This is a genomic window from Mesorhizobium sp. M1A.F.Ca.IN.020.04.1.1 (genome assembly GCF_003997315.1).
GTDB lineage: Bacteria > Pseudomonadota > Alphaproteobacteria > Rhizobiales > Rhizobiaceae > Mesorhizobium.
Genome location: NZ_RZSN01000120.1, coordinates 1 through 18,899 on the forward strand (window position 1 = coordinate 1; position 18,899 = coordinate 18,899).

The following is an 18,899-nucleotide window of genomic DNA, read 5'->3' on the forward strand; positions in this document are numbered from 1 at the left end:
GCTTCCTCATAGACCTTGCGGAACTGCTTTTCCGAAACGTCGCCATAGTGGCCCTTGAGCTTCTGCTTGGCGCGCAGCTGCAGGCCGAAGTCGGAAAGCTTGCCCTTGCGGCGCTGGCCATGCTGTCCGGGGCCGTATTCGCGCTTGTTGACCGGGGACTTCGGACGGCCCCAGATATTTTCGCCGAGACGGCGGTCGATCTTGTATTTCGCGGATTCGCGCTTGCTCATCGCATTCCCTTTCAAAACGATATGACCCGGGGCCCCATGGCTCCGGGTGAAGGAAACGCGCCCTCCTCTGGCCTCCGTTTTCGAGGCCTGACAGGGTTTTCCCACGCAACGCGACGGAAAACCCACGGGACACGTCAGTTCGAACAAGACCGCCGACAGACTGGCTTCCGGTGAGGTCTTGCCCATGCAAAAGAAACCACCGGACGTCGCCGCCCGGTGTTGGTGGCCCTGTTAAACAGAGATTTAACCGGTGTCAAGCTCGTGATCGGCGACGCACCGGCTCCACTATTCTGCCGTCAGAAAGCCGCAGCCCGGCGAAGGCACTGGCATGGCCGAAAGCAGATCCGCCACGTCATGGCATGCCGCGGTTTCCTATCCAGGCACCAACTTGAGAGCCAGGCAGGAGTTCATGACTTCTTGCTAGGCAGTCCCTTGCGTTTGGTCTCGGCGAACTCCTGGAGTTGCTTCTCGCTCATGGACTCGTACATCTCGCGCGAAGCACCCTTAAGCTCGGTTTTCTTGGTCTCGCCGCGCTTGGCCGAAAGGGCTGCGCCGGCTGCCTTCTGTTGGGCTTGCGATTTGGCTGGCATGCGATTTCTCCCCTGTGCGGTAGTGGGAAGAGAAACGCTGCGGCGCTATCGCAGTTCCAGCTAGCGCGAGGTCAGCCCAAAGCCCTGGATGAGCCTGCGCGTGGCGAAATCCACCTTACCAGAGGTGAAGAGGGCGATATCGGGCTCGGTCTCGCCCGACGGTTCGCCGATAGGCTGCAGCAGCGACATGGCGCGCCGGGCAATGGCTTCCGCCGGATCGATCCAGTCGACCGGCCACGGAGCGGTCTTGCGCATGCGGTTGGCCAGGAACGGATAATGCGTGCAGGCGAGCACGACGATGTCGGTGCGCTGCCCGTCGTGCTCGATGAAGCAGGGCGCGATCTCGGCGCGCACGGCTTCCTCGTCGACAAAACCTTCGCGCATATAGATCTCGGCCAATGCGGCAAGCCTGTCGCTGCCGACGAGCCGGACATGGCATTTCTGCGCCCATTTGCTGATCAGGTCACGCGTGTACTGACGCTTAACCGTGCCCGGGGTCGCCAGCACCGAAACCAGGCCGGACCGCGTGCGCTCGGCCGCCGGCTTGATCGCGGGGACCGTTCCGACAAACAGATGACCGGGAAATTTTTCCCGCAGCGCATCGATCACCAGGGTCGAGGCGGTGTTGCAGGCGATCACTGAGATCGCCGGCTGCAGACGGTCGAGCAATTTGCCGAACAGGGCGAGTATGTGCTCCTTGAGCGCCGGCTCTTCCCATGCGCCGTAAGGAAAAGCCGCGTCGTCGGCGACATAGACGAAGCGCCGATCCGGCATCAGGACGCGCGCCTCGCGCAGCACCGTCAGTCCGCCGACACCGGAATCGAACATCAGGATCGGACGCTGGTTTGATCGATCGTTCATTGTCATCCGACTACAGGAAGAAGCTGACCCGAGATTTGGCCAACCGCGCTTCTATCCTGAACGATCATGGTCTTGAAGTGGCAGATGCCAGCAGCTTTTGCGCAACTCAGAGCCCCCGCTTGCCGAAGCCGGCGGGTCGCGCCCGGCCAAACGGCTGCGGCGCCGGCGCCGGCGCCGGACGCGCGGGTTGCGCAGCAGTCCGTGGCGCAGCTGGAGCGACGCTCGCTGTCGCCCTCGCGGGGCGCGCCTCCGCCGGCAACGAGCCTTCAAAGTCGAAAGCCTCGGTCAGCTCATCGATGTTGCTGCCGGCCACAGGCTTTGCCCACAGGATCGTGCACCAGAGGCCGAATATGGCAAGGCCGAGCAGGTTCAGGCCACCGGGCGCGCTCTCAGGATTGCCAAAATCGATAACCAGAAGCGTGCCCGCCTGCAGCAAGCCATAGATGCCGGAAAAGACGATATAGGACCAGAGGATCCAGCCTGAACCATCGGCATCGCGGCTGCGGCGCCATGCGATGTTGCCGCGCAGCGCGACGAAGACGAGCGACACAACAAGCGCGGCGCCGGCCAGGCTTTGCCGCGACGGACCCGGCATCGAATTGATCAATCCCGCGAAGCCGGTCGTTGCGGCAATGCAGAGCACGATCGCTACCGCTTCCGCTATGAACAAACCTAGCGAATAGAAGAAGAAATGCAGACGGCCAATATTGGACGTAAACATCTGCTGCCCCATCGTTTCGAGAACGATGAACCAAACCGCATAATATTCGGTTACCTTGAAGGTTCGGAGCTTACGGATTTTAACTTTCTTTGTCCGTTGTTCGTTTGCGCGTAGCCGGCGCCCGCCTCGGATCATCCCCCGGTGAGCCGTCGCCGCGCGGCATTGCCGGCGAGAACCTGTCGAGCGACGAGATGATGCCGCGCAGCACCTTCAACTCGGGCTCAGCGAATCCCGCCCGCGTCAGCACGGCGCGCAGATTGTCGACCATCTTAGGCCTCTTCTCTTCCGGGCGGAAATAGCCGCGCGCCTCGAGAGCGCCTTCGAGATAGGTGAACAGGCTGTGCAGCTGTTCCTTGGTCGCCGGAACGAGCTCCGGTCCGGCGAAGTTGGTCGCGGTCTCTTCGGCAAGGCCGGATTTCATCCATTCATAGGACATCAAAAGCACGGCCTGTGCGATGTTGAGCGAGGAGAAGCCGGGATCGACGGGAAAGGTGACGATCTCGTCAGCCAGACCAACCTCTTCATTGTAGAGGCCAAAACGTTCACGGCCGAACAGAATTCCGGTGCGCAGCCCCGCCTGCTCGCGGGCCCGGAGCGCCCTGCCCGCATCCACCGGACCGCGCACCGGCTTGAAGCCGTCACGCTCGCGGGCGGTGGTGGCGAAGACGAAGTTGAGGTCGGCCACTGCCGAGGCAAGGTCGTCGAACACCGTTGTCGCATCGATGACATGGTCGGCGCGGCTGGCGGCGGCGCGCGCCTTCTCGCTCGGCCAGCCGTCGCGCGGATTGACCAGGCGCAGCTCAGAAAGGCCGAAATTCGCCATGGCGCGCGCGACCATGCCGATATTCTCGCCGAGTTGCGGCTCGACAAGGATGATCGCCGGTCCGGCGGTCTTGGCGGTGTCGTTTGCGGCTGGCATGGCTCTCCGTACATGAGGTTTGCGGCGTTTCGGCGTCCCCTGCCACATCCGGGCCTGAAAATGAAGCGTTCACAAGCGCGACACCGGTCTGCGATCGGCTGATCGCGGTTTGCGCGCTCAAAAAGGCTTTGATATACGCTGCCCAACCTCGGCCGAAGCCACGGGCAAGGCCGTTCAGATCCCCAGCAACGAGGCATTTTTCCATGGCGAAGATCAAGGTGGCGAACCCGGTCGTCGAGCTCGACGGCGACGAGATGACCCGCATCATCTGGCAGTTCATCAAGGACAAGCTGATCCACCCCTATCTCGACATCAAGCTGGACTATTTCGATCTAGGGATCGAGAACCGGGACGCCACCAATGACCAGGTGACCGTCGACTCGGCCAACGCCATCAAGAAATACGGCGTCGGCGTGAAATGCGCGACGATCACGCCCGACGAGCAGCGCGTCGAGGAATTCAAGCTGAAGAAAATGTGGAAGTCGCCCAACGGCACCATCCGCAACATCCTCGGCGGCACCATCTTTCGCGAGCCGATCATCATGAAGAACGTGCCGCGCCTGGTGCCCGGCTGGACCAAGCCGATCGTCGTCGGCCGTCACGCCTTCGGCGACCAATACCGCGCCACCGACTTCCGCTTCCCGGGCAAGGGGAAGCTGACAATCAAATTCGTCGGCGAGGACGGCCAGATGATCGAGCATGACGTCTTCGATGCGCCGGGCGCCGGCGTCGCCATGGCCATGTACAATCTCGACGAGTCGATCCGCGAATTCGCTCGCGCCTCGCTGAACTATGGCCTGCTGCGCAACTTCCCGGTCTATTTCTCGACCAAGAATACCATTCTCAAAGCCTATGACGGGCGCTTCAAGGACATCTTCCAGGAGGTCTACGAGAAGGAATTCGAGGCCGAGTTCAAGGCGAGAAAACTCTGGTACGAGCACCGCCTGATCGACGACATGGTCGCCTCCAGCCTGAAATGGTCGGGCGGCTATGTCTGGGCCTGCAAGAATTATGACGGCGACGTGCAATCCGACACCGTGGCGCAGGGCTTCGGCTCGCTCGGCCTGATGACCTCGGTGCTGATGACGCCGGACGGCAAGACCGTGGAAGCGGAAGCCGCCCACGGCACCGTCACCCGCCACTACCGCCAGCATCAGAAGGGCGAGGAAACCTCGACCAACTCGATCGCCTCGATCTTCGCCTGGACGCGTGGCTTGGCCCACCGCGCCAAGCTCGACGGCAATGCCGAGCTCAAGCGCTTTGCCGAGACGCTGGAAAAGGTCTGCATCCAGACCGTCGAGGGCGGCTTCATGACCAAGGACCTGTCGCTGCTGATCGGCCCCGACCAGCCCTGGCTGTCGACCACCGGCTTTCTCGACAAGATCGACGAGAACCTGCAGAAGGCGATGGGGTAAGAAGTGCCGAGCCTTGTTGCCAGCGAAAGGGTCCGCCTTTGCGCTGGCAACAATGCCGACCTCTGCCAGGCTATTTTCAAGGTGCACGGGCTAAGCGGCCGGAGGAGCCGCTCCGTCTGGTCCAGCGATGAGCAAGCACCTCCTTACTACCCCAATGCCGCCACTTTGGATGCCGATGCCATACCGATCCAACTTGCAGAAATAGCCAGACTGACATCTGTTCTTGCCACCAGCTTTTCGGTCAAGGATTGCTTCTGCCGTCTGGATCTCCGACCGCTCGGGTTCAGCCAACTCTTCGAAGCAAGCTGGATCTGGATGGACCTAAGGCGTCCAACGACGACCCCCTCCGGTTGGGAACGTGTTGGGGACGCAGCCAGCTTGGAGATGTGGGAACTTGCCTGGACGGATGGCGCAGGTTCCTCCAGCGGCCGTGTCTTTCCGACCGCAGTTCTGGCCGACCCTGCCATCGCCATCCTTGGCCGACGGACGGCCGACGGCTTCACCGCCGGCTGCATAGCCAATAGATCCGAGCTCGTGATCGGGTTGTCAAATGTCTTTGCCACGGATGGCAATTCGACCTATCGAGATGCTGTGCAAGCCGCAGCCAATACGTTTGCTGAAAGTCGCGCGCTGGTCGGGTATGAACGCGGCGGCGGGCTGGATGACGCACTGGACTGCGGCTTTCAGACCACCGGCACGCTGCGCGTCTGGATACGGGACAGCCAAGCCAAAGAGGAATGAAGTGGCAAAGCCTCTTCTCTACGGCGCCCACTACAGCGTCTATGTCCGCATCGCGCGAATGGCGCTCAATCAAAAGGGCGTCGACTACGAGCTCGTCCCTCTCGACATCTTCACGGCCGAAAGGGCGTCAATTATCGGCTATTTCCTCAAGGTCGCCGAAGGGCGAAAGCTGCTTGCCCGCTTTCCAGACTTGCAGGACCGGTGGGATCGCATCGTCAGGCGGGCAAGCTTCTCCAATGCATGAGCTTTCCGGTCGCGAAGCGCTGACCACAGCCAGGATAGTCCGGGTCAACCACGCAGGCGAGTTTGGAGCGATCAGGATCTATTCAGCGCAAATCTTTGTCGCCCGGCACTTTTGGCGCGATTGCGTGCCGTCTTTGTCGGAGATGCTTGGACACGAGCGCCAGCATTGCGCCTTCTTCCGTGCCGCCATGCCAATGCGAAACTCGCGTCCATGTCGCGTCATGCAGTTCTGGAGCTGGGGCGGCTGGCTGTTGGGCTTTCTCACCGCCCTGCTCGGCCCACAAGGCATCTGGGCATGCACCGCCGCTGTCGAAGCGACCGTGCACCGCCATCTTGACGACCAGCTCTACTATCTAGCCGGGCGCGATCCCGGACTGCACGCCATCATCCTGTCGATCCGCGAGGAAGAGCTGGCCCATCTGCGTCACGCCGAGGAGCATCTGCTGGCACCAGGCCCGCTGCTTCTCCTCCTGCGCGGGGCGATCGCCGTCGCCACGGATTGCCTCATCTGGCTGTCCACCTGGGGCGACTCTGTCAGAATGGCGCGCGCCCTGAAAGCGGCAAAGCCTTCCTGACACAGGAACACTAAGCGGCTTCGAGCGCCGCCTTTACCGCCGCGATGGCGTCGTCCGCCTTGGAGGCGTCGGGGCCGCCGGCTTGCGCCATATCGGGACGCCCGCCGCCGCCCTGCCCGCCAAGCGCGGCGGACGCAACACGGACGAGATCGACAGCGCTGAAGCGGCCGGTCAAGTCGTCGGTGACGCCGACCACCACGCTCGCCTTGTTGTCCTCGCCGGCGCCGATAAAGACGACCACGCCGGAGCCCAGCGTCTTCTTGCCGGCATCCGCAAGCGGCTTCAGGTCCTTCGGCGCGACACCGCTGACCGCTTTGCCGAGGAAGCCGACACCCGCAACCGTCTCGTTGGTGGCCGGAGCATCGGCAACGGCCGCGCCGCCGCCAAGGGCCAGTTTCTTGCGCGCCTCGGTGAGCTCTTTCTCGAGTTTCTTGCGCTCCTCGAGCAAAGTCTCGACACGCGCCGGAACGTCGGCCGGCGAGATCCTCAAGGTCGCCGCGGCTGCCTTCAGGCGCTTGTCCTGCTCGTCGAGATGCTTGCGCGCCGCCTCGCCGGTCAGCGCCTCGATGCGGCGCACGCCGGCGGCGACCGCGCTGTCCGACAGGATGCGCACAAGGCCGATATCGCCGGTCGACCTGACATGCGTGCCGCCGCAGAGCTCGACCGAATAGGGACGGTTGGCCTTGGCGCCGTGCAGGCCGGTGCCCATCGAAACGACGCGCACCTCGTCGCCGTATTTCTCGCCGAACAGCGCCATCGCGCCCTCGGCAATAGCATCGTCCACCGACATCAGCCGCGTCGTCACCGGACTGTTCTGCACAACGATCTCGTTGGCCATGCGCTCGACATCCTCGATCTCCTCGGCCGAGATCGGCTTGTTGTGCGAGATGTCGAAGCGGAGGCGATCAGGCGCGACCAGCGAACCCTTCTGCGCGACATGGGTGCCCAGCACCTCACGCAGCGCCTCGTGGATGAGATGCGTCGCGGAGTGATTGGCGCGCAGCTTCGAACGGCGCGCGTGATCGACCTTTAGCTCCACGGCAGCGCCGGTCTTGATCGTACCGCCCGTCACCTTGCCCAAATGCACGAAGAGCCCGTCGGCCTTCTTTTGCGTGTCGGTGACCTCGATCGAGAAGCCGTCGCCGGACATCATGCCGGTATCGCCCATCTGGCCACCGGATTCGCCATAGAACGGCGTCTGGTTGACGACGACGGCAACCGCGTCGCCCTGCCCGGCGCTGTCGACGATCTTGCCATCCTTGACCAAGGCCTGGATCAGGCCTTCCGCCTCTTCCGTCTCGTAACCGAGGAAATCGGTGGCGCCGGTCTGCTCGCGCACCGGGAACCAGACCGTCTCGGTCGCCGCTTCGCCCGACCCCGCCCAGTGCGCGCGCGCTTCCGCCTTCTGCCGCTCCATCGCAGCGGTGAAGCCGGCAAGATCGACCGAGATGTCGCGTTGGCGCAGCGCATCCTGCGTCAGGTCGAGCGGGAAGCCATAGGTGTCGTAGAGTTTGAAGGCCGTCTCGCCATCCAGCATGTCGCCGGCGTGCAGCTGTTCCGTCGCCTCCGAAAGCAGGCCGAGACCGCGGACCAGCGTCTTGCGGAAGCGCGTCTCCTCGAGCTTCAGCGTCTCTGTGATCAGCGCTTCGCCACGCACCAGTTCCGGATAGGCCTGGCCCATCTCGCGCACCAGCGCGGGCACCAGCTTCCACATCAGCGGCTCCTTGGCGCCGAGCAGCTGCGCGTGGCGCATGGCGCGACGCATGATGCGACGCAGCACATAGCCGCGGCCTTCATTGGAGGGCAGCACGCCGTCGGCCACCAGGAAGGATGACGAGCGCAAATGATCCGCGATCACGCGGAAGGATGCTGCGTTCTCCTGGTTGTGACCGTGCCCTAGCGCCGAGCATGCCGCATCGATCAAATGCCGGAACAGGTCGGTCTCAAAGACGCTCTCCACTCCCTGAAGGATCGAAGCCATGCGCTCCAGGCCCATGCCGGTGTCGATCGACGGGCGCGGCAGGTCGATGCGCTCGTCTTTTGTCACCTGCTCATATTGCATGAACACCAGGTTCCAGAATTCGAGGAACCGGTCGCCGTCCTCCTCCGGGCTGCCGGGCGGACCGCCCCAGATATGCTCGCCGCGATCGATGAATATCTCCGAGCACGGACCGCAGGGACCGGTGTCGCCCATCGCCCAGAAATTGTCAGAGGTCGGAATGCGGATGATGTGATCGTCTGAGAAGCCGGCGATCTTCTTCCAGTAGCCGGCCGCCTCGTCATCGGTGTGATAGACGGTGACCAGAAGCTTGTCCTTCGGCAGGCCGAATTCCTTGGTGATCAGGTTCCAGGCAAGCTCGATCGCGCGCTCCTTGAAATAATCGCCGAACGAGAAATTGCCGAGCATCTCGAAAAAGGTGAGATGGCGCGCGGTGTAGCCGACATTGTCGAGATCGTTGTGCTTGCCGCCGGCGCGCACGCTCTTCTGCGCGGTCGCGGCGCGCGAATAGGACCGCTTCTCCAGGCCGGTGAACACGTTCTTGAATTGCACCATGCCGGCGTTGGTGAACATCAGCGTCGGATCGTTGCGCGGCACCAGCGGGCTGGAGGCAACGATCTCATGACCCTCCTTGCGGAAGTAGTCGAGGAATGTCGACCGGATCTCGTTCACGCCACTCATGGATACTGCCTTTTCGCGAAAACCGCCGGCCAGGCCGGCGGCAAATGGGCTTTCGTGTGTCAGAAGATAGATTGGCCTTTTAGCCGTAGCTCTTGACCCTGTCCAGAAACACGGAACCAAGGCCAATCCTCCGGCTGGGCGGCCTGTGCCCTCGCCCCCAAACGTAAACCGCCGGCACGAAGGCCGGCGGTTCGAACGCAGCACTAGGGAACTCGATTACATCAGCTTTAGATAATGGATCCGGATTATGGCCGAACTCCGGCAGTGCCTACATCGCGCCAGCCTCGTCCTCGAAGCTGTCGTCACCACCGCCTTCGGAGCCGCCGTTCTCGAGGAATTTTTCGGCGATCAGCCCGGCATTCTGCCTCAGCGCCAGCTCGATCTCGCGCGCCGTGTCCGGATTGTCGCGCAGGAAAAGCTTGGCGTTCTCACGGCCCTGACCGAGACGCTGCGAATTGTAGGAGAACCAGGCGCCCGACTTCTCGACCACGCCGGCCTTGACCCCGAGATCGACGAGCTCGCCGGTCTTCGACACGCCCTCGCCATACATGATGTCGAACTCGACCACCTTGAAGGGCGGAGCCAGCTTGTTCTTCACCACCTTGACGCGGGTCTGGTTGCCGACCACTTCGTCGCGATCCTTGACCGAGCCGATGCGGCGGATGTCGAGGCGCACCGAGGCGTAGAATTTCAGCGCGTTGCCGCCGGTCGTGGTTTCCGGCGAGCCGAACATGACGCCGATCTTCATACGGATCTGGTTGATGAAGATGACCATGGTGTTGGAGCGCGAGATTGACGCGGTCAGCTTGCGCAGCGCCTGGCTCATCAAGCGGGCCTGCAGGCCGGGCAGCGCGTCGCCCATCTCGCCCTCGATTTCGGCGCGCGGCGTCAGCGCCGCCACCGAATCGACCACCAGAACGTCGATTGCGCCGGAGCGCACCAGCGTGTCGCAGATCTCCAGCGCCTGCTCACCCGTGTCGGGCTGCGAGATCAGGAGGTTTTCGAGGTCCACGCCGAGCTTGCGGGCATAGACCGGATCGAGCGCGTGCTCGGCATCGACGAAGGCGCAGATACCGCCCTTCTTCTGGGCTTCCGCAACCGTGTGCAGCGCCAGCGTCGTCTTGCCCGAGCTTTCCGGCCCGTAGATTTCGATGATGCGGCCGCGCGGCAGCCCGCCAACGCCGAGCGCGATGTCCAGCCCGAGCGATCCCGTCGGCACGGTTTCGATCTCGACCACCTGCTCATTGGCGCCGAGCCGCATGATCGAGCCCTTGCCGAAAGCGCGCTCGATTTGCGACAGCGCCGCATCCAGAGCCTTTGATTTGTCCACTGCCTTATCCTCTACAAGCCGCAAACTATTCTGAGCCATGATACATCACCCCTTGGTCGTCAATGAAGGCCGGACAATCCGTGATCCCTGCCAGTTTGTACCTTTTTTGTTCTCATCTGGCAAGAGGCAGCAAATGACTGGAAAACAAATAATATCTGGATTTGTTCTATTTTTGTCTCACTAGAGATGGCGTGAACCAGTGCTGCTGATCCAAGCGAGATCTCGTTATCCGGGCGGCCCGAATCGCGACCCGATTGCGGGGCGATGCGCGGAAACCTAGTGTGCGCACGCAAACAATCAACGAGGTCACCTCCGCGGCATGCCGACATCCCCAAACATCCTGGCGCTGGGCGGCGCCCATATCGACCGGCGCGGCCAGGTCTCGGGCCCTTACGTGCCCGCCGCATCCAATCCCGGCATCATGCGCGAGGATGTCGGCGGCGGCGTCTTCAACGCGCTGCGCAGCATTGTGAAGCGCGGCGTCTCGGCCTCGCTGCTTTCGGTGCGCGGCGGCGATGCGGCGGGTGAGGCGGTCGCATCGGCGATCGACGAGGCCGGCATCGCCGACCTTTCGGCGGTGTTCCTCGACCGCACGACGCCGAGCTACACTGCGCTGATCGACAGCGAGGGGGAGCTGATCGTCGGCTTTGCCGATATGGGCCTTTACGACCTCGCCTTCCCCAAGCAGATCCGCCGCGCCAAGGTGCGCGAGGCGATCGCCGAGGCAGACGCGATCCTCTGCGACGCGAACCTGCCAACGGCGGCCCTCGAGCGTCTGGTTGCGCAAGCCGGCGACAAGCCGGTTTTCGCCATCGCCATCTCGCCAGCCAAGGTGGTGCGGCTAGCGCCGCTGCTCGGCAATCTTTCGCTGCTGTTCATGAACCGCCGAGAGGCGGCGGCGCTGGCTGGTGCGGATATTTCCGGCCGCGATCTTGTCGGGGAACTCAGGCGGCTGAGCTTGACGGCAGGCGTGATCACGGCCGGCAGTGCTCCGGTGCTCGGCTTCGACCAATCGGGCGTCTTCGCCATCGACCCGCCCTCCCCGCGACGAGTTGCCGACGTAACCGGCGCCGGCGACGCCCTGACCGGAGCAACGGTTGCCGCGCTGCTGCGCGGGCTGCCTTTGCGGAGGGCACTGCGCGAAGGTGTTGCCGCGGCGATGCTCGCCATCGAGAGCGCCGAGGCGGTACCGTCTTTCACCGCCGGCAGTTTTGGCCAGGCGCTTGCCCTTGTGCCCGAGGCACGGGTGGTGGCATAGGGCCACAAACTATCTTGCCGGAGTGTTTTCTCCGGAGTGGAGAACGGACATGACGCCCGAAACCGCCCGCCCCTTCATCGACATTCATCCGCCAGTGGCGGAGGCGCTTGCCGCCGGGCGGCCTGTGGTGGCGCTGGAAAGCACCATCATTACCCACGGTATGCCATACCCCGACAATGGCGCGATGGCCGCCAAGGTCGAGCAGATCATCGCCGAGAGCGGCGCCGTGCCGGCGACGATCGCCGTGGTCGATGGACGCATCAAGATTGGCCTTTCCGATGGCGAGCGCGAATCGCTTGCCATGACCGGCGACGCCATGAAGCTGTCGCGTGCCGATATCGGCTTTGCCGTCGCCCAAAAGCGCACCGGCGGCACCACCGTGGCCGCCACCATGATCGCCGCGCACATGGCCGGCATAAAGGTCTTCGCCACCGGCGGCATCGGCGGCGTCCACAAGGGCGCCGAAAAGAGTTTTGACATCTCGGCCGACCTCGACGAGCTGGCGCGCACGCCGGTCGTCGTCGTCTCGGCCGGCGCCAAGGCGATCCTCGACATCGAAAAGACGCTGGAAGTGCTGGAGACGCGCGGCGTGCCAGTCATCGGCCATGGCTGCGAGACCATGCCGGCCTTCTGGTCCAGGCAATCGCCCTTCCGCGCGCCGCTGACGTTGCATGCGCCTGAAGATATCGCGCATTTCTATCATATCCGGCAGGCGCTCGGCCTCGGCGGCGGCATACTGGTCGCCAATCCGGTGCCGCAGAACGACGAGATCCCGGCAGCCGAGATGGACGGCTACATCCAGGCCGCGCAAAAGGCGGCCGAAGCGCAGAACATCACCGGCAAAGCCGTGACGCCGTTCCTCCTGTCGTGGATTTTGGAGCTCACCGGCGGCCGCAGCCTCAAGACCAACATCGCGCTGGTCGAAAACAATGCGCGGCTGGCGGCGGAGATCGCGAAGGCGCTGTAAGCCTTATCTGCCCGCGCGCCGCCCCGCTTCATAAGCGCGCCGCGCCCAGACCGCCATTTCGTCGGGATCGTCGAAGGCGCTGTCGGGAACGCTCCAATAGGGCATCGCCACCTCCTTGCCGTGCCGCGAGCCGGTATAGGTCCATTGGCTACAGCCGGCGGCCTCGAATTCGGGGATCGTCTCCTCGTCGGCCTTCAGCATCAGTTCGCCGCGCACGACCACCGCGACGATGACGCCGTCGCAATAGATTCCCTTGCCGCCGAACAGTTTTCGGATGCTGATCGGCCCCAGGCTCTCGAACAATTCTTCGAGGCGGTCATTGTCCATGCCGCAATCATCTCATCCAGCATGGGACTTGTCATCGCAGCAACCAACAGCATGCTGACAGGTTGAGACATGAAATGGAGGTTCGCGCCATGCCTGTCCTGCTCAAAGGCTCCTGCCGCTGCGGCGCCGTCCGCTTCGAGGTGGAAAGTCATACGCCCGTGCCGTTCATGCTCTGCTACTGCTCGATCTGCCGCAAGCAGCAGGGCGGCGGCGGTTTTGCCATCAATCTCGGCGCCGACAACCAAACGCTCAAGGTCACCGGCAAGCCCAATCTCGGCGTCTACCGCGCTGAGATCGAGGACGACGAGCATCCGCACTGCGAGGTCTCGACCGGCGAGCGCAATTTTTGCAAGACATGCGGCGCCGCGCTCTGGCTCTACGACCCGACTTGGCCGGACCTCGTCCACCCCTTCGCCTCGGCGATCGACAGCGACCTGCCGAAGCCGCCGGAAAAGGTGCATCTGATGCTGAAATACAAGGCGAGCTGGGTCGAACCGGCGATCGGCAAGAACGACAAGGTGTTCGAGCTCTATCCCGAAGAATCGATCGCCGACTGGCACAAGCGCACCAGCTCGTGGGTGGACTAAGCCTGAATCTAAGAGCGATGGGTTAGCGCAACCCAGCGCTCGATCTGCCTCACATCCACCCCTTCGCGCTGCGCGGCGACCAAGGGGTGGTCTGCATCATGCAGAAAAACCCTGGGACGCAGATTGCCGGGCTGAAACACAACATTGGCATGCAGGTGCATCGAGCTCGGATACTCAGGAATGTCGTGCATCAAATACCCGAAGCAGAGCTCGTCCTCATATTGGCCGCTATCATACCCGGCTCGATACACATTCCAGCTTCTTTCCGAGACGGACATCCAAACACCGAAACAGAACTCTTCGGCCAACTGAGGTACCGGCAAGGGCAGCAGGCAACGAATGAAGCGGTCTGTTTGCCCCGTGGCGTAACTCACCACGCAAAAATCGTCGTTCTTGCGGAAAGTCGACCGAGCTACCTCGTCAAGCGCGTCTGGATTCACCGGTGCGCCAAAGGCTATATCGGTGGGAAGTCCGGTGAACTCCTGGTCACAGCAGGCACATCGCCAGCGATATGCCTCGGCGCTCACCTAAGCAGCGCTTGAAGCGCGCACCTCCGCCAGCGCCTTGAGATCGGCCGGCTTCAGCTCGACGGATTCGCCGCAGCCGCAGGCCGAGCTCTGGTTCGGGTTCCTGAAGGTGAAGCCGGTTCGCAGCGTCGTCTGCTCGAAATCCATCTCGGTTCCGAGCAGGAAAAGCGCCGCTTCCGGCGCGACATAGACGTGCGCGCCGTCGCGCTCGATATGATCGTCCTTGGGGTTCGGCTCGGTGACCAGAGCGACCGTGTATTCCATCCCGGCGCAGCCGCCCTTCTTGATGCCAAGACGGATCCCATGCGCGTTGTCGCGCGTAGCGACGATCTCACGCACGCGGTCCGCGGCCTTGTCGGTCATCGTGATGACGGCGAAGCGTCCCATGTCATTCTCCACGTTCGCGCGGGTTCAAGGCCCGCGGAATGAGTCTGCCGTTAAGATGGTGAAGTTTCACCTTTGCTGCAAGCCAGCCAACCTTAGTGGGGTCGCTGGCTAGTACCATCCAACCGCGACCTGCGCCTCTTCCGACATCCGGTCGGGTGTCCACGGCGGGTCGAACACCATGTTGACCTCGACGCCCGAAACCCCCTCCACGGCGCCGACGGCGTTCTCGACCCAGCCCGGCATTTCGCCGGCCACCGGGCAGCCCGGCGCGGTCAGCGTCATGTCGATCTTGACCGTCCGGTCGTCCTCGATGTCGATCCTGTAGACGAGGCCGAGCTCATAGATGTCGGCCGGGATTTCCGGATCGTAGACAGTCTTCAGCGCCGAGACGATATCGTCGGTCAGCCTCGCTAGCTCATCGGCGGGGATCGCCGAGGCTGAGACGAGGCCGTTACCGGCCGTTTCCGGCGCGGTCTCTGTGGTGGTGGTCACATCGTCCATCATCGTCATCCGAAGAACTTTCGCGCCTTTTCCAGCGCATCGGCCAAAGCGTCGACTTCGGCCTTGGTGTTATACATGCCGAACGATGCTCTGCATGTGGAGGTCACGCCGAAGCGTTTCAACAGCGGCTGGGCGCAATGCGTGCCGGCGCGGACCGCGACGCCTTGCCTGTCTATAAGCATCGACACGTCATGGGCGTGGATGCCCTGCAATTCGAACGAGATGATGGCGCCCTTGCCGGGCGCGTCGCCGAAGATGCGCAGCGAATTGATGGCGCGCAGCCGCTCGTGCGCGTAATTCTTGAGGTCCGCCTCATGCGCCGCGATGCGCTCGCGGCCGACCTTTTCCATATATTCGAGCGCGGCGCCCAGCCCGATCGCCTGCACGATCGGCGGCGTGCCGGCCTCGAAACGGTGCGGCGGCTCGTTGTAGGTGACGATGTCTTCCGTCACCTCCTCGATCATTTCGCCGCCACCCATGAAGGGCCGCATCGCTTCCAGCATGTGCTTCTTGCCGTAGAGCACGCCGATGCCGGACGGACCGTAAACCTTGTGGCCGGTGAACACGAAGAAGTCGCAATCCAGCTCCTGCACGTCGATCGGCATATGCACGGCGCTCTGGCTGCCGTCGACGAGCACGGGAATTCCACGCGAATGCGCGATGCGCACGATCTCCTTGATCGGCGTCACCGTGCCCAGCGCGTTCGACATATGGGTGATGGCGACGAGTTTTGTGCGGTTCGTCATCCGCTTCTCGAATTCCTCGATATGGAAGGCGCCGAGATCGTCGACCGGCACCCAGACAAGCTTCGCGCCCTGCCGCTCGCGGATGAAATGCCAGGGCACGATGTTGGAGTGGTGCTCCATGATCGAGAGCACGATCTCGTCGCCCTCGCCGATCCTCGGCATGCCATAGCCATAGGCGACCGTGTTGATCGCCGAGGTGGTGTTGGAGGTGAAGACGATGTTGTCGGTGCTCGGCGCATTGAGGAAGCGGCGTACCGTCTCGCGTGCTTTCTCATAAGCATCGGTCGCGGCATTCGACAGAAAATGCAGGCCGCGATGGACATTGGCGTAGTCCTGGGAATAGGCGTGCTGGATCGTGTCGAGCACCACCTGCGGCTTCTGCGCCGAGGCGCCGTTGTCGAGATAGACCAGCGGCTTACCGTAGACCTGCCGCGACAGGATCGGGAAGTCGCGGCGGATCGCCTCGACGTCGTAGGGAGCGGTTTCGATCTTCTGGTCCATCACAAGGTCTTTCGAGGCTTCGCCTCACTCCGTCCCAGCACCCCTCATCCGTCTTGGCGCTCCGCGCCAATTCACCTTCTCCCAAGTAGGAGAAGGGGAAAGCGCTATCCGTGCGTCGAAAACCAGGCGTCGAGCCGCGCTTCGAGCGCGTCGACGAGCGCCTCGTCGTCCAGTTCCTCGATCACTTCCGCGACGAAAGCCTTCACCAGAAGGCCGCGCGCCGCTTTTTCGTCGATGCCGCGCGCCATCAGATAGAACAGATGGTTGTGGTCAATCTCGGTGACTGTCGCGCCGTGACCGCAGACGACGTCGTCGGCAAAGATTTCCAGTTCCGGCTTGGTCGAGAACTCACCCTCGTCCGACAGGAGCAGCGTGTTGCACGCCATCTTGGCGTTGGTCTTCTGCGCGTATTGGTGGACGTTGATGCGACCCTGGAAGACGCCCCGCGCCTTGCCGGTCACAACGTTGCGGATCACTTCGGTCGAGGCGGTGTGCGGCACGGCATGATCGAGCACCATGGTGGTGTCGGTATGCGTGTCGCCGGCCAGAAGGTTGATGCCGCGCAGCTTGAAATCGGCGCCTTCGCCAGTCGTCCTGACCACGACTTCCTGGCGCACCAGCTTGCCGCCGGCGTTCATCACGAACAGCGTCAGCTTGGCGTCCTTGCCGATATGCGCCTTGAACTGGGCAAGGTGCGTTGCCGTGTCCGGCTGCTCCTGCACGACCAGCCAGGTCACCTCGGCGCCGTCGCCGACCACGAGCTGGCTGACCGAGCTGACAAGCGCCTCGCCGTCTTCGCTTGCCTCGCCCGTCTGGCGCTCGACGATGATTGCCTTGGCGCCGACTCCGACACGTGCCAGGAGCCGCACATGCGTCTGACCGCCGGCCTGGAGGTTCTGCAGCTCGATCGGCTTTTCCAGCTCGGTGCCGTCGGCGATGTCGACGAAATAGCCGTCGGCGACGAAGGCGGTGTTCAGCGCGCCGATTGCGTCATCGGCGCCATAGCGATCGAGCCCCGGCGCGATACTGCCGTCGGTGAGCTTCTCCGACAGGCGCTCCACCGTGACGCCTTCGATCTCGGGAGCCTTGGCGCTCGAAACGCCGTTCAGCACCGGCAGAACGGCCGAACCGTCGAGGACCGGATCGAGCGCCTTTGCGATGTCCCCGGCCTCGAAGGCCGGCACCGAGGTCAGCAGCCGGCGCAGGTCCGTATAATGCCAGGATTCGACGCGGCGCGTCGGCAGGCCGTGCTTGATCGCCTCGATCGCGTCGTCGCGCTTGACCATCACCGCGCCGTCGCCGGGCAGCAGCGACAGCCGCTCGCCGAAGGCGTCGATCAGCGCCGTTTCGGCCAATGTCCGCTGGGGCTGTGCGTGCATGTTCATTGCTCTTGCCTCACTTGGCCCCATCTCACGCGGCTTGCCCGATCACGCCGGCATAGCCGTTGGTTTCAAGATCGAGCGCCAGCGACTTGTCGCCCGACTTGATCACCTGGCCCTTGTAGAGCACGTGCACGCTGTCCGGCACGATATGCTCGAGCAGGCGCTGATAGTGCGTGATGACGACGATCGCGCGTTCAGGCGAGCGCAGCGCGTTGACGCCATCCGCGACGATCTTGAGCGCGTCGATGTCGAGGCCTGAATCGGTCTCGTCGAGCACGCAGAGCTTCGGCTCGAGCAGCTTCATCTGCAGGATCTCGGCGCGCTTCTTCTCGCCGCCGGAGAAGCCGACATTGAGCGGCCGCTTCAGCATGTTCATGTCCATGTTGAGCGAAGCGGCGGCGTCCTTCACGCGCTTCAGGAATTCCGGAACCTTCAGGGGCTCCTCGCCGCGCGCTTTGCGCTGCTCGTTCATCGCGACTTTCAGGAATTCCATGGTCGCCACGCCCGGTATCTCCATCGGATACTGGAAGGCGAGGAAGATGCCGGCGGTGGCACGTTCGGCCGGATCCATTTGGAGGATCGACTGGCCGTTGTAGAGGATGTCGCCTTCGGTGACCTCGTAGTCCTCGCGGCCGGCAAGGATGTAGGACAGCGTCGACTTGCCCGAACCGTTCGGGCCCATGATGGCGGCGACCTCGCCAGCTTTGACCGTCAGGTTCAGGCCGCGGATGATTTCCGTGCCGTCCTCGACGATGCGGGCATGCAAATTCTTGATCTCAAGCATATTTTTTTTCCTGAATATCTTCTGCGGTCAGCCGACCGAACCCTCGAGGCTGATGCCGATCAGCTTCTGCGCCTCTACGGCGAACTCCATCGGCAGCTGTTGGATGACGTCCTTGACAAAGCCGTTGACGATCAGCGCGATCGCCTCTTCCTCGGGAATCCCGCGCTGCATCACGTAGAACTTCTGGTCCTCGGATATCTTCGACGTCGTCGCCTCGTGCTCGAACTTCGCCGTCGCGTTCTTGGCTTCCATGTAGGGCACGGTGTGCGCGCCGCACTGGTCGCCGATCAGCAGCGAATCGCAGTTGGTGAAGTTGCGGGCGTTGGTCGCCTTGCGGTGCGCCGAGACTTGGCCGCGATAGGTGTTCTGCGAGAAGCCGGCGGCAATACCCTTGGAGATGATGCGGCTCGACGTGTTCTTGCCGAGATGGATCATCTTGGTGCCGCTATCGACCTGCTGATAGCCGTTCGACACCGCGATCGAATAGAACTCGCCGCTGGAATCGTCGCCGCGAAGGATGCAGCTCGGATATTTCCAGGTGATCGCCGAGCCGGTCTCGACCTGCGTCCACGAAATCTTCGAACGATGGCCGCGGCAATCGCCGCGCTTGGTGACGAAATTATAGAT

20 protein-coding genes and 2 pseudogenes are annotated in these 18,899 nt (G+C 62.9%); 7 read left to right on the forward strand and 15 right to left on the reverse strand.

Annotated features, from left to right (window positions below):
- The 5 genes and pseudogenes from EOA49_RS21770 to EOA49_RS21790 form a co-directional block, all read right to left on the reverse strand.
- A pseudogene (locus tag EOA49_RS21770) lies at positions 1-230 on the reverse strand (30S ribosomal protein S4); the annotation flags it as partial.
- A 407-nt stretch (positions 231-637) separates the two neighbouring features.
- On the reverse strand, positions 638-820 hold the full coding sequence (locus tag EOA49_RS21775) for a DUF3008 family protein (protein WP_127241471.1): 183 nt from the start codon (positions 818-820) through the stop codon (positions 638-640).
- A gap of 60 nt (positions 821-880) precedes the next feature.
- On the reverse strand, positions 881-1,681 hold the full coding sequence (gene murI / locus EOA49_RS21780) for a glutamate racemase (RefSeq protein WP_067328310.1): 801 nt from the start codon (positions 1,679-1,681) through the stop codon (positions 881-883).
- 106 nt (positions 1,682-1,787) lie between these two features.
- Positions 1,788-2,402, reverse strand: a complete 615-nt coding sequence (locus tag EOA49_RS33125) for a DUF805 domain-containing protein (protein WP_176477641.1) — start codon at positions 2,400-2,402, stop codon at positions 1,788-1,790.
- A 79-nt stretch (positions 2,403-2,481) separates the two neighbouring features.
- Positions 2,482-3,321 carry an RNA methyltransferase gene (locus EOA49_RS21790; RefSeq protein WP_067328305.1) on the reverse strand — a complete coding sequence of 280 codons (840 nt, stop codon included), beginning with the start codon at positions 3,319-3,321 and terminating at the stop codon, positions 2,482-2,484.
- A 203-nt stretch (positions 3,322-3,524) separates the two neighbouring features.
- On the opposite strand from EOA49_RS21790, the gene EOA49_RS21795 reads away from it, so the two are divergent.
- From EOA49_RS21795 to EOA49_RS21810, 4 genes and pseudogenes are all read left to right on the forward strand, one after another.
- Positions 3,525-4,736 (forward strand): NADP-dependent isocitrate dehydrogenase, encoded by a 1,212-nt coding sequence (locus EOA49_RS21795; RefSeq protein WP_127240420.1) that lies wholly within the window; start codon positions 3,525-3,527, stop codon positions 4,734-4,736.
- A 3-nt stretch (positions 4,737-4,739) separates the two neighbouring features.
- Positions 4,740-5,477: a hypothetical protein gene (locus tag EOA49_RS21800; protein ID WP_067328299.1), complete on the forward strand. Its 738-nt coding sequence runs from the start codon at positions 4,740-4,742 to the stop codon at positions 5,475-5,477.
- A gap of 1 nt (position 5,478) precedes the next feature.
- Positions 5,479-5,595, forward strand: a pseudogene (locus EOA49_RS34130) (glutathione S-transferase N-terminal domain-containing protein); the annotation flags it as partial.
- A gap of 118 nt (positions 5,596-5,713) precedes the next feature.
- Positions 5,714-6,295 (forward strand): demethoxyubiquinone hydroxylase family protein, encoded by a 582-nt coding sequence (locus EOA49_RS21810; RefSeq protein ID WP_127240419.1) that lies wholly within the window; start codon positions 5,714-5,716, stop codon positions 6,293-6,295.
- Between the two features lie 10 nt (positions 6,296-6,305).
- On the opposite strand, the gene alaS is transcribed toward EOA49_RS21810, so the two are convergent.
- Together alaS and recA are read right to left on the reverse strand one after the other, a co-directional pair.
- A complete protein-coding gene (gene alaS / locus EOA49_RS21815; RefSeq protein ID WP_127240418.1) occupies positions 6,306-8,975 on the reverse strand; it encodes an alanine--tRNA ligase in 2,670 nt (889 codons plus the stop codon).
- A 268-nt stretch (positions 8,976-9,243) separates the two neighbouring features.
- Positions 9,244-10,344 carry a recombinase RecA gene (recA, locus tag EOA49_RS21820; protein ID WP_067328293.1) on the reverse strand — a complete coding sequence of 367 codons (1,101 nt, stop codon included), beginning with the start codon at positions 10,342-10,344 and terminating at the stop codon, positions 9,244-9,246.
- Between the two features lie 280 nt (positions 10,345-10,624).
- On the opposite strand from recA, the gene EOA49_RS21825 reads away from it, so the two are divergent.
- Entirely contained in the window at positions 10,625-11,563 is a 939-nt protein-coding gene (locus EOA49_RS21825; RefSeq protein WP_127240417.1) for a carbohydrate kinase family protein, read from the forward strand.
- Between the two features lie 49 nt (positions 11,564-11,612).
- Complete coding sequence (locus EOA49_RS21830) at positions 11,613-12,530, forward strand: pseudouridine-5'-phosphate glycosidase (RefSeq protein WP_127240416.1); 918 nt, start codon at positions 11,613-11,615, stop codon at positions 12,528-12,530.
- Between the two features lie 3 nt (positions 12,531-12,533).
- Here EOA49_RS21830 and EOA49_RS21835 read toward each other — a convergent pair whose 3' ends face one another.
- The gene (locus EOA49_RS21835) at positions 12,534-12,857 is read right to left on the reverse strand and encodes a TfoX/Sxy family protein (protein WP_066995104.1); all 324 of its coding nucleotides are present in this window, start codon (positions 12,855-12,857) and stop codon (positions 12,534-12,536) included.
- A gap of 89 nt (positions 12,858-12,946) precedes the next feature.
- Between EOA49_RS21835 and EOA49_RS21840 the strand changes: the two genes are divergently transcribed.
- The gene (locus EOA49_RS21840; protein ID WP_127240415.1) at positions 12,947-13,444 is read left to right on the forward strand and encodes a GFA family protein; all 498 of its coding nucleotides are present in this window, start codon (positions 12,947-12,949) and stop codon (positions 13,442-13,444) included.
- Positions 13,445-13,452: 8 nt separating this feature from the next.
- Here the strand turns inward: EOA49_RS21840 and EOA49_RS21845 are convergent, their stop codons facing one another.
- The 7 genes from EOA49_RS21845 to EOA49_RS21875 form a co-directional block, all read right to left on the reverse strand.
- A complete protein-coding gene (locus EOA49_RS21845; RefSeq protein WP_127240413.1) occupies positions 13,453-13,971 on the reverse strand; it encodes a DUF2199 domain-containing protein in 519 nt (172 codons plus the stop codon).
- Positions 13,972-14,358, reverse strand: a complete 387-nt coding sequence (gene sufA / locus EOA49_RS21850; RefSeq protein ID WP_127240410.1) for a Fe-S cluster assembly scaffold SufA — start codon at positions 14,356-14,358, stop codon at positions 13,972-13,974. It abuts the gene before it with no gap.
- 108 nt (positions 14,359-14,466) lie between these two features.
- Positions 14,467-14,859 carry an SUF system Fe-S cluster assembly protein gene (locus EOA49_RS21855; protein ID WP_127240408.1) on the reverse strand — a complete coding sequence of 131 codons (393 nt, stop codon included), beginning with the start codon at positions 14,857-14,859 and terminating at the stop codon, positions 14,467-14,469.
- Positions 14,860-14,864: 5 nt separating this feature from the next.
- Complete coding sequence (locus tag EOA49_RS21860) at positions 14,865-16,106, reverse strand: cysteine desulfurase (protein WP_127240406.1); 1,242 nt, start codon at positions 16,104-16,106, stop codon at positions 14,865-14,867.
- Positions 16,107-16,210: 104 nt separating this feature from the next.
- The gene (gene sufD, locus EOA49_RS21865) at positions 16,211-17,491 is read right to left on the reverse strand and encodes a Fe-S cluster assembly protein SufD (protein ID WP_127240404.1); all 1,281 of its coding nucleotides are present in this window, start codon (positions 17,489-17,491) and stop codon (positions 16,211-16,213) included.
- A gap of 25 nt (positions 17,492-17,516) precedes the next feature.
- Positions 17,517-18,272 carry a Fe-S cluster assembly ATPase SufC gene (gene sufC / locus EOA49_RS21870; RefSeq protein ID WP_127240402.1) on the reverse strand — a complete coding sequence of 252 codons (756 nt, stop codon included), beginning with the start codon at positions 18,270-18,272 and terminating at the stop codon, positions 17,517-17,519.
- 27 nt (positions 18,273-18,299) lie between these two features.
- Positions 18,300-18,899: SufD family Fe-S cluster assembly protein (locus EOA49_RS21875; RefSeq protein ID WP_206520207.1), on the reverse strand; the 600-nt coding region annotated here is incomplete at its 5' end.

Bases quoted from the DNA above. Each gene is read 5' to 3' on its own strand.
- EOA49_RS21790 (WP_067328305.1), bottom strand. From the start codon at position 3,321: ATGCCAGCCGCAAACGACACCGCCAAGACCGCCGGACCGGCGATCATC.
- recA (WP_067328293.1), bottom strand. From the start codon at position 10,344: ATGGCTCAGAATAGTTTGCGGCTTGTAGAGGATAAGGCAGTGGACAAA.
- EOA49_RS21835 (WP_066995104.1), bottom strand. From the start codon at position 12,857: ATGGACAATGACCGCCTCGAAGAATTGTTCGAGAGCCTGGGGCCGATC.
- EOA49_RS21775 (WP_127241471.1), bottom strand. From the start codon at position 820: ATGCCAGCCAAATCGCAAGCCCAACAGAAGGCAGCCGGCGCAGCCCTT.
- alaS (WP_127240418.1), bottom strand. From the start codon at position 8,975: ATGAGTGGCGTGAACGAGATCCGGTCGACATTCCTCGACTACTTCCGC.
- EOA49_RS21860 (WP_127240406.1), bottom strand. From the start codon at position 16,106: ATGGACCAGAAGATCGAAACCGCTCCCTACGACGTCGAGGCGATCCGC.
- EOA49_RS21840 (WP_127240415.1), top strand. From the start codon at position 12,947: ATGCCTGTCCTGCTCAAAGGCTCCTGCCGCTGCGGCGCCGTCCGCTTC.
- murI (WP_067328310.1), bottom strand. From the start codon at position 1,681: ATGAACGATCGATCAAACCAGCGTCCGATCCTGATGTTCGATTCCGGT.
- EOA49_RS33125 (WP_176477641.1), bottom strand. From the start codon at position 2,402: ATGTTTACGTCCAATATTGGCCGTCTGCATTTCTTCTTCTATTCGCTA.
- sufC (WP_127240402.1), bottom strand. From the start codon at position 18,272: ATGCTTGAGATCAAGAATTTGCATGCCCGCATCGTCGAGGACGGCACG.
- EOA49_RS21830 (WP_127240416.1), top strand. From the start codon at position 11,613: ATGACGCCCGAAACCGCCCGCCCCTTCATCGACATTCATCCGCCAGTG.
- sufD (WP_127240404.1), bottom strand. From the start codon at position 17,491: ATGAACATGCACGCACAGCCCCAGCGGACATTGGCCGAAACGGCGCTG.
- EOA49_RS21855 (WP_127240408.1), bottom strand. From the start codon at position 14,859: ATGGACGATGTGACCACCACCACAGAGACCGCGCCGGAAACGGCCGGT.
- EOA49_RS21795 (WP_127240420.1), top strand. From the start codon at position 3,525: ATGGCGAAGATCAAGGTGGCGAACCCGGTCGTCGAGCTCGACGGCGAC.
- sufA (WP_127240410.1), bottom strand. From the start codon at position 14,358: ATGGGACGCTTCGCCGTCATCACGATGACCGACAAGGCCGCGGACCGC.
- EOA49_RS21810 (WP_127240419.1), top strand. From the start codon at position 5,714: ATGCATGAGCTTTCCGGTCGCGAAGCGCTGACCACAGCCAGGATAGTC.
- EOA49_RS21825 (WP_127240417.1), top strand. From the start codon at position 10,625: ATGCCGACATCCCCAAACATCCTGGCGCTGGGCGGCGCCCATATCGAC.